Raw genomic sequence first — 16,069 nt, forward strand, 5'->3', positions numbered from 1 at the left:
CTATGGATAGGCCTCAAGGCGCATCGCCTAGCGCGTCCGTCAGGGCTCCGGCCGCGGCATCATCCCGCAGCCGGCATCAACGACGATGGGTCGCCGCTGTAGGTCACCACCAGCTCGTCCCTCGCCCTCGACGCCGCCACGTAGAGCAGCGACCTCTCCCGAAGCTGCGCCTCGCTGAGCTCTCCCTCGTCGAAGTCGTAGGCCTTCAGCCCTATGGGCATGGCGTCCTTGCTAAGTCCGAACAGGAGGACCCGCGTGAACTCCGTGCCCTTCGCCCGATGCATCGTCAGCACCACCGGCTGTCCTGGCTTCACTGACCCGGACTCCAGCGCCCGCACGTCGACTCCCCGGTCCCCCAAACCAGCTACGACGCGATCCCTGGTGGCCCGGTCTCGGACCAGTACCGCAATGGTCTCCGGTTGCACCTCTTCATCGGATGCCCACGCCCCCACCAGTTCGGCAGCGTGGTCCAGCTCTGCACTCATCGACGGGAAGGACCGAACCGTCGGCTTGGGACCGGTCCGCGCGGAATGGTATCCGGCGGTGCTCTCTGCCTCGCCGTCTGAGTCGATCACCTCCTGCCCTGTCAGCACCCCGACCGCCCACGCCAGGTTCTGTGCGGTGGTGCGGTAGTTCAGCTTCAGTCCCCGCGATCGACCTTGGGTCCGGATCCCGTAGGCCGAGAGCATCAGCTTCTGCCCGTAGATGCGCTGGTGGGCGTCCTCGGCTATGAAGATGTCGTTGGGCCCCTCCGCCGCCAGAGCCCGGACCAACTGCCAGTGACACGGCTTGAAGTCCTGCCCCTCGTCCACCAGCACGTGCCGGGCAGGCCCCTCCCCCGACGCCTCGAGGTGCGCCGCGGCGATGGAGGCCGCCTCGGCGAAGTCCAGCGTGCCTGCCTCCCGGGCAGAGCTGCGGTAGGCCTCGACGACGGCCCATACGGCTTTCCTTCCCGCCCTCGACAACCGCACCCCACGTCCGGTGCGGGCCACCTTCAGGTATTCGGCCAGCTGGGTGATGCGATGAGGCAGGATGACCATCTCGTACTCCGCCTGCAGGAACGCGGGCTTGCGTAGTTTCTGGTCGAGGCCCTCCCCGGCTCGCAGCACGGCTTGTCGCCAGGCTGCGTCCGTGTCGGCGCGCCCGCTGATGTCCGTGCGACCCACCCCGAGTACCGACGCCACAGCCGGACTGACGCCGGCGCCTGCCGACTGCAGCACCGCGCGTGCCAGCGCGTCGATGCCCTTGACGTGGAGGCCGGGCTCCCCGAGTGCGTCGGCAAACTGCGACTCAGGGTCGAGGCGCTCGAGACTGCGTGACAGCTCTGCGGCCAAGTTCGTGGTGAAGGTCGTGACGACGATGGGGGCGTCCGGATCCTCGACGGCCAGCCGCCTTGCTCGGTGCAGGACGACGACGGTCTTGCCCGTCCCGGCACCGCCGGAGATCCGGTAGGGGCCCTTCCAGTTCCCTCGGACCCACTTGCGTTGCTGGGGGTGCAGGAAGACCCGCCACGCGGAGAAGTCGCCGCCGGTGATGACCCGGCGGAGTTCCTCCGCGCCAGCGAGCTTGGCGAATCCCATCTGGGCGCTTGGCTGGCTGAAGCTGTCGAGGAGCTCCTGGTCGCTGACCGGCTGGGGCTCGTTGAACCGGGCGGCGGCCTCATCGTGGCTCATGGGCCGGTTCATGAGTTCCAGTTCTTGCTGGATCTGTGTGATGGACTCACCGTCGGCCAGCAGCAGCAAGGCAAGTCCTTGCCATTCGGGCAACGTCTGCGCAAACGCCTGCATCGCGTCGTTGTTGGTCAGCGCAACTGCCTGCTCAGCAACGGCTGGCGGGATGCCCAGTGAGACAGTGAGATCGGCGGCGCTGAAAACGATCAACGGTTCGGGAGCCGATGGCAGGGACTCGACGGGCACTGGTTGCGCCCACGTCTGCTCCCCTGCCGCCACGGGTGTGGCCTCGTTGTACTCAGGCAGCCCGTTGATCGGGTTGATGGTCAACTGCACCTTGGCGGCGGCTTCGTAGGCATCGTCGTGGTTGTAGATCCCGTGGACGACGTAGGCGGTGGACGTCGGGGTGGTGAGCTTGAACAGCAGCGCGCGATATTGCTGGTCGACCCGTCCCGTTCGGGCTCGTGGATCTGCGGCGTTGTTCACGGGCTCGATGTGCAGGCCTGGCGCGCTGTCGTCCTGGGCGAGCTTCTCGAGGAAGCTGTAGGCCTTCTGCTTGATGGAGGAGTCGAGCAGTTTGTCCTGCTTCGGGTAGATGATGACGCTCTCAGCCACTGGTGTGTTCCTTCCATGCCGCGGCGATCACGGCCGCGTCGGGCGCGAGGACGCGCCATCCGTCCGTTTCGGGGACAGCTGCGGGGTCCAGCTGGACCGCGATTCGTTGATCGGTCCAGACGAGGTCGAACGGCACACCGTCGAGTTCGTATCCCAGCTCGGCGTCCGGAGCGGCTACCCCCGCTTCGCTGAGTGCGACGATGAGCTCCAGGGCGGAAGACGACTCCTCGGCCAGTTCCTCCACGATCGGTTGCCATTCGGCACTGACGGTCACATCCGCATGGGCGACATCCAGAATCGGGGCCGACGGGACGGTCGTCGCCGAGCGCGCCTCGAACGCGGCGATGGACGTCGGCAGCAGCGCCATGACGTTGGCCAGCCGGAGCCAATCGCGCCACGCCTCCTTGGCCTCGGAAGTGGTTAGGTCGACTGTGTCGTCAAGCACCGCGGCCAGCCGCACAGAGCCTGGGGCCGGGACGCTCACCGCGACGGTGAGGTTGCCCTGCCGCCAGACCCGTGTTTGTCCACCCGCTCCCGACAGTAGGCCGACTGCGAGGTCGTCAACCCCGTCGATGGGAGCGGCACCGGAGGCGAACACCGAGAACGAGGCGGCACGGGCGAAGCGTTCCAAGTTCTCGGGGTCGGGCTGCTGCATCCAGCCGGCCAGGAACGCCAGCGGCCCGCCGAGCAGAGCCTCCCGTGCGGCGGCGGTGTGCTGCATGGCCGACTCGGCGTTCAGCTTCTGGACCAGCGGCGCCTTGAACCACGACGGGGACGTGACCGCGTCGCCCGCCTCGTCGAGCGCCAGGTCCTGTGCGGTGATCGCCAGCACGAGGGTCCCGCCCTGGCGGAGAATCCGGCGCTTGGCGGAGTCGTCAGCGATGTTGTTGTGCTTGGGCGAGGCGTGGAACAGCCAGCCGTCGGTGAAGATCGCGACGTCCGGCAGGCCCTCGCTTGAGAGCACGAAGTCGGGCTTGGAGTTGGCCACGTGCACCTGCGGCCGCAGCCGGAAGGTGCGGCTCCCCAGGGACACGGTGATGATGTTGGCGCCCGAGATGCTGGGGGTCTGCTTGACGGTGCCGCCCAGCTTGGCCGCCAGCCGCAGGAACGCAGCGCGGAACCGCTCCTCCAGCCACGACTCCCCCGTCGGGTCCGGCGCGGGCGGGGCAGCCGTGATCTTCCACGACGGCACGAGCGGCGGCTCCCCGCCCTCGATGCCTAGCAGCGTCCGCAAGTGTCGCTCCGCGGCGACCCGGGAGGTGACCTCGCGGTTGTGCGGGGCGGCGAAGGGCAGCAGGCAGCGGTGGCAGGACAGGCGGCCCTCATCGGCGCACTCGCAGGCGCTCACGCGCACAAGCGCCCGGCGCAGCACGTCCCACAGTTGATCCTCGCGGATCAGTTCCGCCAGGTAGCCGGTACCGCCGGGGACGAGGTCGTGCAGGAGGAGGGCGTCGCGGTTGTCGAGCAGCGGGTCCTTGATGAAGGCGACGTCGAGGTGGTCTGGCGCGCCGCCGTAGTTCTCCCGCAACCCGAGCAGGACGGCGGCGGTCAGGCTCGGCACGGCGAACACGTCGTCGCCGAACGCGATGCCCTGCGGCAGGGCGAGCACCACGCCCTCGGTGGTGAGCTTGCGGGTGAGCAGCACGGAGCGGGTGTGCTCCTCGTGGCTGTGGCGGTGCTTGCACCAGGGCCGGTGCTCGTCACGCTTGTTGGCCAGGCCAGTGCGGTCGAGGTGGCCGCAGGCCTCGCAGATCCGGAACCGGGGCCCGGCGAGCCGGTTGCCGGCGATGGTGATCTCGCCGGCGGTGTGCCGGCGGGGGCCGAGGTTGTACCAGCGCACGTCCATGCCCTTGAGGTACGCCACCCCGAGCCCGCCGGTGGTGTACCAGCGGTGCTGCACGGTCTGCGGGTCGACGTCGGCGGCAGTGACGATGGAAAACCCGGCGCGCACGCGCTCGTCGTTGGAGTCGTCGATGCGGGACTCGTCGCGCCGCACGAAGGCCGACACGCGGGTGAGCTCGATGGTCTCGAACCGCTGCCCGACGTCGTTGATGCCGGACTTCCCGCAGCGGGGGCAGGTGGTGGGGGTGTCGTCGCCCTCGTGGCTGTAGCCGCAGTGGGGGCAGAGCCGCACGGTACGGATGGCTGAGCCGTCGTGGCCCACCTCGACGGCGTCGATGTCGATCTGGTGGCCGCCCACGTAGAAGGACGCACCGGGCGCGAAGTCGCGCAGCGCGTTGGCGCTGGCGCGGGAGTAGTCGGCGGCCTCAGAGTGGTATTCGCCGGTGTCGGAGTCGATCCAGCTCATGGTGACGTCGAGCTGGACGGAGTCGTCGACCAGCGAGTAGTTGGGCAGCAGCCCGATCCGCTCGAGCGCGGAGATCCAGAAGTCGCCGTACGCAGCGCCGATCTGCGCCTCCAGCATGCGCTGCTCGGCCCGGGCCTCCTTGAGCGCGCGGGCGTCGTCGTCGCTGTCCTGCTCGCGGGCCTCGAGGTCGGACAGTTCGGCAACCAGCTGGTCGAGGCGGTCCCCCAGGTCCTGCTGCTCGGCGTGCCAGCGCTGGGCGGCGCGGCCGATGGTGGCCACCAGTCCGCTGGAGCCGTCCGGCCCAGGGGTGGCCCACTGACGCAGCGCCTCGGCGGCGTCTGGGCGGAGGGTGGCGGTGAGGTCGTCGTCGACGGCGAACGCCGCGAGGAACCGGTCGACCGCGCCGGGCTTCCGGGAGGCTTCGCCGAGCTGGTCGAGGAAGGTGTTCTTCCCGCCGGTGGGCTGCGCGAGGGCGGTGCCGGTGGTGCGGGGGTGGATGGCGCCGGGGTCGCGGGCGAGGCTGTCGGCGAGGTGGGCGATGTACTGGCGGCGGAGGATCTCTTCGGCGCTCAGGTACGTCGCAGGCGGGGTGACGGCGCCGTTGATGAGGGAGAGCGGGTCGCCGAGGCGGGGCAGGAACTCGCCGCGGCCCTGGACGAAGGCCAGGTCCAGCGCGTTGCCGGTGAGGCGGCCGGCGCGGCCGACGCGCTGCACGTAGTTGCTGACGGTGCGGGGCAGGGAGGCGAGCATCACCGAGGACAGGTCGCCGATGTCGATACCCATCTCCAGTGTCGGGGTGGCCACCAGCACATTGGGGGCGGTGGGGTCGTCGGCGCTGGACTTGAAGGCATTCTCGTACTCGAGGCGCTTCGCGGTGTCCAGGAGGCTGGTGTGTTCGCGGGCGACGACGCGCCGCACCTCGGAGGAGCGGTAGAGGCGTCGGTAGTAGTTGTCCGCGTCACCGGGGTGGGGGGCGAGGGTGCCGGCGCAGGTGGCGTGGAGGCAGGGGCCGCCGTCGAGCTCCGCGCCGGTGGCGACGCTGACCGGGAACTCGCCGTGGCAGGTGGTGCAGCGTAAGGTGTGGCGGCCGGCGTCGACGTCCGATTCCTCGGTCGGGGCGACGACGACGCGCTCCGGCTCGATGGCGTAGACGGTGGCGCCGCTGCGGGTCTCGACAGCGCGGAGCAGTTCGTCCTTGGCCAGCTGGTCCAGCAGCGTGCGTGCGAGCACTCCCCCGGCGGCGCCGTCGACAAGGAGGCAGCGCCTAGCCCACTGGGCGTACCAGGCCCTGCTGCCGGTGACGGGATCGAGCAGCGCCTTGTTCGCATCGATCTTCGCCCCGCCCACCCGCGGGAAGGCGGGCGTGGAGCGGCCGGGCGGGAAGGGAGGCATGTACTTGGCGCGGCCCTTGCGGCTCCACAGGTGCCAGCGGTTGCCGTCCTCGGTGACGTACCTCTCCAGCCACGGGTGCCAGATGCCGCCCTGGGTGCGGATGCGTTCGACGGCGCCGCGGGCCCAGGCGATGAGCGTCCGGTCGTCGACGTCGTGGGGGAACAACCCGGGGTCGAGCGAGTCGAGTGCCTTTCTCGCGGAGCGCAGCAGGTCGGCGCCGTCGATGGCGACGTGAGCGCTCATGGTGCCGGTGCGCTCCAGGGTGCGGCCGAAGCTGCTGGTGAGGCCGAACTCGAGAGTGGCGGAGAACAGCAGGCGTTCCTGGGCGATGGCGGTGAGCTTTGCGGGCGGGTTGTCCCGCTCCCAGAACGGCTTGAACTCCTCCTCGCGGGCGGTGAGGTTGGGTGCGAGCAGCCGGTAGCGCTTGAACTTGTCGTCGCGGGCCTGCTCGACGGCGTGCTCCACCAGGGCGGGCAGTGATCGTGGCGCGTCGCCGGCGGCGCGCAGGACGGAGCGCAGGGTGAGGGTGTGGGAGCGGGAGGAGACGAAGCCGGCGCGGTGGGCGGCGTCCTGGACGGAGTCGACGAAGACCAGTGACTTCTTTTCGGCCTCATCGAGGGTGGCTTGGCCGAACATGTTGGACAGCGTCACCGACATCAGGGTGGCGATGGCGCTGCCGGTGAAGCGGATGGCGTCGGTCTGGCCGCAGCTGGGGCAGGTGTCCTTGGCGGAGTCGTCGTCGGCGTCCGCGCCGACGTGGGTGACGACGCGCAGCACGCGGCCCTCGCGGACGGCGGTGGGGTCGACGTCGCTCGGCGTGGTGGTGATCCGGCGCTCGCGGGGGTCGAACCAGGCCAGCCCGGTCTCGGGTGGGGCGTCGGAATCGACGTCAGCCGAGGCGTTGAGGAGCGGCCGGAACCGGCCCTCGCGGGTGACGTGGTGGCGTCGGATGTTCTCGTCGTTGGCCGCCAGCTGGTCGCCGACCGGGCCGAGCTCGACGCCCCAGCCGGAGCGGCCACAGAACCGGCAGTGAATGGCAGGGAACGCGATCCCTCCCCCCTGGGTGGCGTCCTCGCTCGCGACGGGCGGGCCGTCGTCGGCCCAGCGGAAGCGCGCGGCCGAATCGGCGTAGCGGTCGATTCGGCTGAGTTCCCGCACCCACATGTGGGCCTCCGTGGACGGCATGGTCCGGTCTGGCCCGCCGTCCTTGCCCCGCGCCCGCAGGTGCCCGAGCGCTCCGTGCACGGCGATGACGAACCGACGGCGGATGTCGAGCGTCTCCGGGGTGCCGCGGACGAGCCGCGCGAGCTCGGTGACGTGGGTGGCTTGGGCAGTGGCGGCGAGGAAGTCGCGGATGAACGCGCTGGACTTCGCCAGCATCTTGAGGTCGGCGGTGCCCGGATCCTGGTGGAGGGCGGTCAGGACGATCCGGCAAAGCTCGGCCGGGTCGGTGTCGTCGTCAATCTGCGCGACGACACCGGCGGCCACCTGCTCGGTGACGTCCGTTTCCGCTGGTTGAGCCGGGCGCGAGCGGAGCGAGCCCCGTGTCGAAACCTCAGAAACCCGCGCCCGACCGCCCAACCCGGCCCCCACATCCGACCACTCATCCGGAGCCAAGCGCTGCTCCCCCACGACACAGCCGTCATCGAACTTCTCCCCGAACACCCGGGTGGCGAAATCGACGATGTCCATCGCACCGGACGGAGCATCCTCCCGCGGCCCAAGCGTCGCGGACGTCCCCACCGGCGTGATGCGTCCCAGCGGCCGACCCCACTCCTCGGCACTGTGCGTGTCGCCAGCGCTCCCCCGCTCCGGCCAGTACGACTTCAGCGCCAGCCCAAGCCGACGCAACAGCATCGCGACATCCGTGCCCTGGGCCCCGTCATAGGTGTGGAACTCGTCGAGCACCAGGTACGTCAGCGACTCGGCCGACTTCTCCCACAGCTTCTGGTCAGCAGACCGCAAGAGGAGCTGGTCGAGCATCTTGTAGTTGGTCAGCAGGATGTCCGGCGGGTCGTCACGGATGATCGCCCGATCGGTGATGAGCCCCTTCTCCGTGACCTTGGTAGTGAGACCGGAGCGCTTCCCACCCGCGGCGACGGCTGCTTCGCCGGTGTAAAGGGCCGCGGTGACCGAACCGAGGGGCTTGTGCCCGTCCGCGCCACGCTGGGTGATCAGCCGGGCAAGGCGCTGCGCCTGGTCGTTGGCGAGTGCGTTCATCGGATAGAGGACGAGGGCCTTCATGCCGCCCACCCCCTGCCGACGGGCGCGGAGGCAGTGGTCCAGAATCGGGTAGAGGAAGGCCTCCGTCTTACCTGACCCTGTGCCTGTGGTGACCAGCGTCGGTTGGGGACGGCCGTTCAGGCTGGAGAGCCGCCGAAATGCTGCTGCCTGATGGGCGTACGGCTTGAAGCCGAGGGGCATCCAGTCAAGCGGCGAGATGGCTCGGCGTGGGGCCGCGCTGAACGGCATCCCGATGCGCAGGTAGGGGCCTTTGAACATCCCCTCGGATTCGTCCTCCAGTAGCTCACGGAGGGCAGCCTGAGCGTCCGGATCGACGAGGGCGAAGGTAGTGGTGAGGTAGTCGATCAGACCGGCGCGCAGGCGCGTGGCCTGGTAGCCCGGCAGCAACTCGCTCACGTACCCTCCCCCTGCACTGGACGATGAGTTTCCCTCGACGGCCTCAACCTATCGAACATCGGCGTGATGGATGCTGTGTGACTTGGGATGATTTCACCATGTTGTCGGTGATCTCGTCGATATGACCCGCACGCAACTCAGGACCACTCGTCCGTATTGGCGGACATGCATGAACATCCACTGTCGTCAGGGACATGTCTCGATCCCGAATCCGAGGCGCTGCAAGTCCGTTGTGCCGCAGTGGTCGAGGCCCCTCCAATGACATCCAATTCGCGGGAAACCCCGTGTGGTGTCCATGGGTCGCTCCCGTGATGTGAAGACGCGGATGGCCGACCACCCTCCGGGCCTCCTCCGCTCGATCTCCTGGGGCCCAGGGCAAGGAGATGGCCAGGCACCTCACGATCGCGGAGACGCTCGGCGCGCCGGTGTCCTTCTGCGACTCCCACTCGCCTTGAAGACGCGCGAGCATCGAGAACGCCAACGGGCTCCAGCGACTACCTCCCCGAAGGGATCGACCTCGGCGTCCATATCCCGAGCACCTGAGAGCAGTGGAGGACCAGCTCAACGATCGACCACGAATCATCCTCTACGACCGCTCTCCTGCCTAGCCGCCCACAGCGCTGCTAGCCTCACAGAAACCGTCCGTGTTGCGACGTTGACTGGAACCCGACGCGCCGAAACTGTTTACTGTTCGAGCGCCGTCGACACCCAGATTCGCACGACGCGTATACCACGCTCATGTGCCCTGCGCTGCGCCGCCACACACTGGTCGGTTCCTCGACCGACAATGCGCGGCGCCATGAATCTGACCAGACCCCCTCATGGTCGAACCACTTCACTATCCTTTCACTGATGGTTCAGCCACACCCTCTGGAACAGTCACATGGTCTCGCAAGTCACCATGACCAGTCGCCATGCCCGCATCGCAAGGCCGCGACGGTCGCAGAGGCCGTCGCGACGATACTGACGGAGCCCGAGTCGGAGAAGGCCATGCGCGAAGCGGTCGACTCTGCGATCACCGGTAGCGAGCAAGAGGTCCGCTACCTGAAGGAGCAGATTGGCAAGACAAAGGCGTCACTTGGGTCAGCATGCAAGCGGGCCATCGATGCGTTCCAGAAAGTTGAGCACGATGGCGTCGATTCACTCACGGCACCATCGGTTGCCATCGCTGACCTGCTAGAGGGCGCGTGTGACCAGATTGACGACTACTTCAGCAGGTATGAGGACGTCCTCAAGACCTTCAACATCGCGCTCTTCGGTCGAACAGGAGCCGGGAAGAGCACGCTGATCTCCGCTCTCGCTGAACTCGATGGCGAGCGCGTCTCTCGCGGTGAGAGCGACTGGACTGTCGATGTCACGCCTATCGAGTGGAACTCGTGCCGTCTCTACGACACTCCTGGAATCAACGGCTGGGGTAGAACGCGCAGCGTTGACGAACTTGAGATGGCAGCCCGTCGTGCGGTCGAAGTCGCAGACGTCGTGCTTCTGTGCTTCGACACACAAAGCCAGCAGGCCAGTGAGTTCTCAAAGGTAGCCGCTTGGGTCCAGGAGTTCTCGAAGCCTGCCATCGCAGTCCTGAATGTGCGGAACGCCATGTGGCGGCACCCGGCTCGATTATCTGCGAAAGCAGGGCGGGGCAACGTGCAGAAGGGGGTCCGAGAGCACGCCTCGAACATCAAGGACTCGCTGGCGTCCATAGGGATGAATTCCGTTCCCGTGGTCGCAATCCAAACCAAGCGAGCGCTCGCCGCAAAGGCCAGAGACCCCTATCGCGGCCCAGACGAGGTGAATCACAGCAGCGCTCGGCAAGAGTTCGGCCTTGACTACCTGTACATCTGGTCGAACCTCGGAACTCTCCAAGATCTGATCTCTGCCCTAGTGAGGTCTGGGGGCATGGATCTGCGGGTCAACGGCCTTCGCGAAGGGGTGCGCTCTGTTCTTCAGGCGTGGGGCGAGGTGCTCCGCGCCGAGGCCGAGAGCATCCAGAGGCGTCTGTCCATTCTTGACGCTGCCGTTGCCGAGGAGTTCGACATCCTTGGTTACCCCGACACCATGGATGGTTCCCCGTGGATTTCCGTTGACGAGCTCTCAGCGGTCGAGGAAGTCCGTGGCGGACCTTACGGGTCCCGGAAGGTCGGCCGCTTCGAACGGCATTGCAGCCAAGTGATTCGCAACGAGCTCGGCGCTTTGCAGACTAAGTCGCTCAAGGAAGCAAGCAACGCGGTCCGCGAAGCCTTCGACAAGAAGATCAAGCTCAGTCAAGAGCAGTTCACCCAGCGCGTCTTCGACGACAAGTCGATTAGGGCTTCCGCAAAGAAGGCCGCTGACCGCTCGTCGGCGTATTTGGCACAGGAACTCAAGATGGGCGCGACCGAGGTGGCTGCTGACATCGAGTTCGAGCAGCAACTCTTCCAGGTGGGCGGAAAGGCTGGCGCGGTCGGCAATCGGATGGGCATTGCTGCACGCCTTCTAGGTGTTGTCGGTGGAGCCGCCGGCGCCGGTATGGCTATCGCCATCGCAGCCAACTGGTGGAATCCGATTGGTTGGGTTGGCGCGACTGCTGTTGTTGTCACTGGGGTCGTGTCAGCCGCTCTAAGTTGGTTCGGCAAGAAGAAGCAGACCAACGCGGAGGAGAAGCGGTTGGGTGCTCGCAAAGAGGCTCTGGGAAACGCACGACTGAGCGTGACAAGGGCGTACGCTGAAATGGAGACGGCCCTAACCAAGGCGTTCTTAGATGAGGCACGGAAGTCTCGGGCTTCGGCTGTGCACACCATGCTCGGTGACTATCTCGCTATTGCCACTGCCCAAGTCGCCCTCTGCGACGCCGCAGAAGAGCTCCGGCAGCGGGCGGAAGAGATGGAGCGAGCTGTCACAACGGAGTCCGTGATGCGCGAAGCACTCAAGTGCATCACGGCCGAGAACGATGACTCCATGAGCGCCGACGCGATTCTTCTCGGCGAAGACTGGGTCAATGCTGGTAGCGAACGTGCCACCGTGCCAGTCACCCATCACGATGAGCTCACCGCGGTGGCCGCCCAGGACACCAAGCAGTTGATGGCAGCCGTGACCGCAGCAGCAGGCCTGGTGTCACGCGAAGGGCTCACTCGGTGGCTCGAAGGTTTAACAGAGTTGGCCGACCGGAGCCCCAGAATCAAGAACATCCAGCACTCAGCCCGCCGAATGCTGGCCAGCCCGCCTCGTGTCGTCCTCTTCGGCGACTACAACACTGGCAAGTCTTCGCTGATCAAGAGACTCCTCGCCGAGGTCGGCGTAACCACACCAGAGAGCCTACGCGTCGCCGGCAAGCCGACGACGCCCAAAGAGACATCGTACCGGTGGAGCAGCGTGCAACTAGTTGATTCGCCCGGCCTCCAGTCCCTTAATACAGAACACGACTCCACGGCCAAGGGGTCGGTGTCGGGAGCTTCGATTGCCATCGTGGTCCTCAATGTCAACCTAGTGATTGGCGACGCCACGGCCCTCAAGGGATTCTTGGTCGGCACGGAAGCGACCCGGGCCAAGCAGGGCAACACCATTTTCATCATTGGCCGAGCGGACGAACTGGGCGTCGACCCGCTCGGAAGCCCAGCGCAGTTCCTCCAATTGCGACGCCAGAAGGAATCCGAGCTACGCGCCCTGCTGGCGCGTTGGGGCGCGGATGACATCCTGGTCCACACGGTATCCGCTGACCCCTACGGGACCGTGGGAGACCTTCCTGCGTCAGGACCCGAGAGCTACGAGGATTTACACCGTCAATGGGATGGCATCGCACCACTCATCGCAGCCCTTGAGCGTGCCAGCGACGAACAGGCACAGCTCTCGCAGATTGGCGCGCTGGACCTTGCAGTCGATCGACTGCTGAGTACCAAGCAAGCCCTGCTCGCCGACCTCGACGGCCTGGGCATCAGCCTTCTCGAGGAGTCGAAGATCCTGACCGCCATCAAACGCGGCATCAGGGCGGGAGAAGTGCTTCGCAGCTCACTCTCGGCCGATACCAAGGCAATGACGCGCTCCCATGCGGAAAGAGCCGCGAGTGAGGCAATGTCTGCCACGCAGGAGAATTTGGAGTCTACCGCCAACGCAGCGGCAACGTGGTGGGAGGATCCAGAATTCCAAGCCGACGCCGTCGCCCTCTACGAGGGTGCGCAGAAGAAGATTAGGGCGTGGAGCGAAGAGACGAACTCTGACGTCTCCAGGAGCATTCGCTGGAGCAACAGGCACAGCACGCGCAAGGGTCAAAGCGGTCGCCGCCAAACCAACCGCGTCAAAGAGGGCGTCACATTCGGCCGGGGTGTAAACCATGCCACCAGGGAACTTGCCAACATCTTCAAGGAACGCGACGCGCTCTACGGAATCGTGAAGAAATTCACAGACATCAAGTTCAAGCCGTGGGGAGCAACTAAAGCCGCCGCAAAGGTTGCCAAGGTGGGCGCGGTTCTCGCAGTCGTCGGAGTCGTCCTCGATATCGGAGCGTTTGTTTCAGATCAGATGGCTGCCAGTGATCGCGAGAAAGCCCGGAAGCGGCTCGCGGACGCCATCGACAAGACCGTTCGACAAGTCGAGGAGATGCTGCTCGTGGGAGACAGAAGAAGCGCAGGCCCTGCCAAGGTCCTCGATGAGGCGCTGAGCCGCCTGACCCATATGAGCGACGCAAGCTCTGCGCGACAGCGCGAGATTGAAGCGTTGATGCACGAGAAGGAAGAGCTCGTGGAAGCCATTGAGGAGCTCATTGATGAGAGTCCACATGCAAGCAGGAAGGTCTGCACGGATGTCTGAAGATGTGAAGCTCGTGGATCGAGCCATGAGTTGGCTCGGTGCCTACGGGGACGCCGATGACCTCGCCACGGCGCGCGACACATGGAAGGTCTTCGAAGCCAATCCACCGACTGCCACCGTCTTTGGTGCTTACGACTCTGGAAAGTCATCCCTGCTCAGAAGACTGCTCGTCGATGCGGACATCCCCGTCCCAGAATGGCTGACCATCAGCGCCAGGCAAGAGACCTTCGAGGCCTCTGCGATCACGTATCGAGACATCATCCTCAAAGACACTCCAGGTGTTTCACCGGGGAGTACGGACGCCAGAGGCGAGAGCCACACTGCCACGGCCCTCGAAGCTATCAGGACGACCGACGTTCTAGTTGTCGTGGTGACATCACAGTTGCTGACTGCCGAGCGCGCGTTGGTCGCAACCGCCCTCGATCTCCCCTGGAGTGAAGGTGCACTGTGGTTCGTCATCTCGCGCTTCGATGAAGCCGGCGTCGATCCCGATGGCGACCAGGACGGCTATCGCCAGTTGGCTGAATGCAAGCGGCGCGAGTTGGCCGAACAGCTGCAACGCACCCTGGGGAGGGACCTGAAGCCCCGAGTCTTCGTCGCTTCACCGGACCCTTACGGCGTCGTCGGATCCGACCAAGACCCAGACCCGACGCTGTGGGACCCCTTCCGTCAGTGGGACGGGATTGAAGAGATCGCCACGCAACTCGCATCACTCCATCCAGCAGCAGTGGCGTTGCGCGCTGCTGCCGCCAAACGATTCTGGATCGGCGAGGTCCGCGATCAGCTCGCAACGCTGCTCGCTCAGGAAGCCGAAGTAGACAACGTCGCAAGGACCACAAGCGACCTGTACGCCAGAGTCGACCAGCTGAGCGCACGGCTAAACGAGCTCCGTGTGAGCGCGCACAACGACCTCAACACTGCCGTTGGTGCTGTGGTCGACCAAGCGATGACGTCATCCGTCCTCACCGAGGAGGGACTCAAGACCAGACTCACCGAGGCCCTAGAACTCTGGCTGGAGCGTCAAGGAGCTGAGTTGGCCGCCCTGGCCCAAGACATGGAGCATCAACTTGAGCAGCAGGTCGCCAGACCGAGCTGGCAAGGACTGAAACGCTTGATCGAGCAACTCTCGGTGCACCTCCCCACGGACGATACGACCCGCGATAGCGAAGGCATCAATCTCGGCGACTACAAGAAGCCGCTCCTAGAACTCAACAAGGACCTCGCGAAGACGACCACCGACCTCAAGGCCATCTTTGAAACCAAGTCGAAGGGCGCTAGGCAATCGGCTGCTGAGTCCAGCGCCGAAAAGCTGTCGAAAGCGGGGAAGCTCTTCAAGAGCGTCGATGCTGCAACCAAGATCGTCCCGTTCGCGCTCGATCTTCTCGACCTGACGAGTCAGATCAACAACGACGCTAAGGAAGCCAAAGCCAAGGTCCAGAGGCGAGCCGAGATTGACGGGCAGCTCGAAGCCATCAAGGATCGCGCAGTTGCGGAGAGCTACGGTGCCTTTCAGTCCGAGTGCGACAAGTTGTCTGCCGTGCTCAACGAGTTGAAGACAAGTATCGACGCCGTAGCGAATTCGCTTGACGAGCGACGAGAGTTTAGCGACTCCGCACGCGCAGAGGCCGCGACTCTTCTTCAGTTTCGGTGATTCATGATTCAGTGAGAGAGTTCATCGGATGGAGGCTGACGCCTTCGCGCCCGACTACGCCTTGTCGGCGGGCGTGAAGGCGTGGGTACAGGAACGCTTCGGTCTTACCCGACCCCGTGCCGGTGGTGACCAGCGTGGGTTGCGGCCGGCCGTTCAGGCTAGAGAGCCGCCGGAACGCTGCTGCCTGGTGGGCGTAGGGGGCGAAGCCGGCGGGCATCCGGTCCAGTGGAGAAACGGCTCGACGCGGTGCTGCACTGAAAGGCACCATGGTGCGCAGATAGGGGCCCTTGAATATCCCCTCGGACTCGTCCTCCAGCAGTTCGCGAAGGGCAGCCTGCGCGTCTGAATCGACAAGGGCAAAGGTGGTGGAGGTGTAGTCAATCAGGCCGACGCGCAGCCGCATGGCCTGTCGGCCCGGCAGCAACTCGCTCACTAATCTTACTCCTGCATTGGACGATGAGGTCCCCCAACGGCCCCAACCTATCGAAGATCAGCGTGACGGATCCTCTGCGACGAGGGACAATTCCGCGGACCCGTCTGCAACCTCGTCGATATGACCCTTGCACGACTCACCGACCGCTCTGCCGTACTGACCTGCCCCCAGTCTTAGGTCCAGACGGTGTGGGAGTCGTCGGTTGCTAATCGGTGAGTGCATTGTCGAGCGTAGTCGACCGGTGCGAGGTAGCCGAGTGATGAGTGCCGACGGCGGTGGTTGTATTCGGTCTTCCAATCGCCGATCACGACTCGGGCGTGCAGGAACGAGTAGAAGCTGTTGATGTTGAGGCACTCGTCTCGGATCCGGCCGTTGAACGATTCGATGTAGCCGTTGCGCCACGGCGACCCGGGCGGGATATAGCTGAGACCGGTGCGAGTACCGGCCCACCGGGCCATCGCCTCGCTGATGAGTGAATATCAGCGCTGCTGGGGGCCGTTGATCGTGTGTTTGGGGGCCACTGGCTGGCGGTGCTGATTGTCTCGTTGGGGGCCGGTGGTGGCGTGGTTGGGGGCCGCTGGTCT

Annotated in this window: 4 protein-coding genes and 2 pseudogenes; 2 read left to right on the forward strand and 4 right to left on the reverse strand. The window is 65.7% G+C overall.

What is annotated here, in order from left to right; genetic code table 11:
• Window positions 1-59: 59 nt before the first annotated feature.
• Both FOJ82_RS05145 and FOJ82_RS05150 read right to left on the reverse strand, forming a co-directional pair.
• Entirely contained in the window at window positions 60-2,285 is a 2,226-nt protein-coding gene (locus FOJ82_RS05145) for a UvrD-helicase domain-containing protein (RefSeq protein WP_143937333.1), read from the reverse strand.
• On the reverse strand, window positions 2,278-8,625 hold the full coding sequence (locus FOJ82_RS05150) for a DEAD/DEAH box helicase (RefSeq protein ID WP_143937334.1): 6,348 nt from the start codon (window positions 8,623-8,625) through the stop codon (window positions 2,278-2,280). Before FOJ82_RS05150 ends, FOJ82_RS05145 begins: the two co-directional genes overlap by 8 nt.
• 852 nt (window positions 8,626-9,477) lie before the next feature.
• Between FOJ82_RS05150 and FOJ82_RS05155 the strand changes: the two genes are divergently transcribed.
• Together FOJ82_RS05155 and FOJ82_RS05160 are read left to right on the forward strand one after the other, a co-directional pair.
• The gene (locus FOJ82_RS05155; protein ID WP_185975627.1) at window positions 9,478-13,401 is read left to right on the forward strand and encodes a GTPase; all 3,924 of its coding nucleotides are present in this window, start codon (window positions 9,478-9,480) and stop codon (window positions 13,399-13,401) included.
• Complete coding sequence (locus FOJ82_RS05160; RefSeq protein ID WP_185975628.1) at window positions 13,394-15,052, forward strand: GTPase; 1,659 nt, start codon at window positions 13,394-13,396, stop codon at window positions 15,050-15,052. The genes FOJ82_RS05155 and FOJ82_RS05160 overlap by 8 nt, the downstream gene beginning before the upstream one ends.
• A 13-nt stretch (window positions 15,053-15,065) precedes the next feature.
• Here FOJ82_RS05160 and FOJ82_RS05165 read toward each other — a convergent pair.
• A pseudogene (locus tag FOJ82_RS05165) lies at window positions 15,066-15,485 on the reverse strand (DEAD/DEAH box helicase); the annotation flags it as partial.
• 173 nt (window positions 15,486-15,658) lie between these two features.
• A pseudogene (locus FOJ82_RS05170) lies at window positions 15,659-15,955 on the reverse strand (integrase core domain-containing protein); the annotation flags it as partial.
• Between the last annotated feature and the right edge of the window lie 114 nt (window positions 15,956-16,069).

Source organism: Tessaracoccus rhinocerotis (genome assembly GCF_007197885.1).
GTDB classification, from domain to species: Bacteria; Actinomycetota; Actinomycetes; order Propionibacteriales; family Propionibacteriaceae; genus Arachnia; species Arachnia rhinocerotis.

Bases quoted from the DNA above. Each gene is read 5' to 3' on its own strand.
- FOJ82_RS05155 (WP_185975627.1), top strand. From the start codon at position 9,478: ATGGTTCAGCCACACCCTCTGGAACAGTCACATGGTCTCGCAAGTCAC.
- FOJ82_RS05160 (WP_185975628.1), top strand. From the start codon at position 13,394: ATGTCTGAAGATGTGAAGCTCGTGGATCGAGCCATGAGTTGGCTCGGT.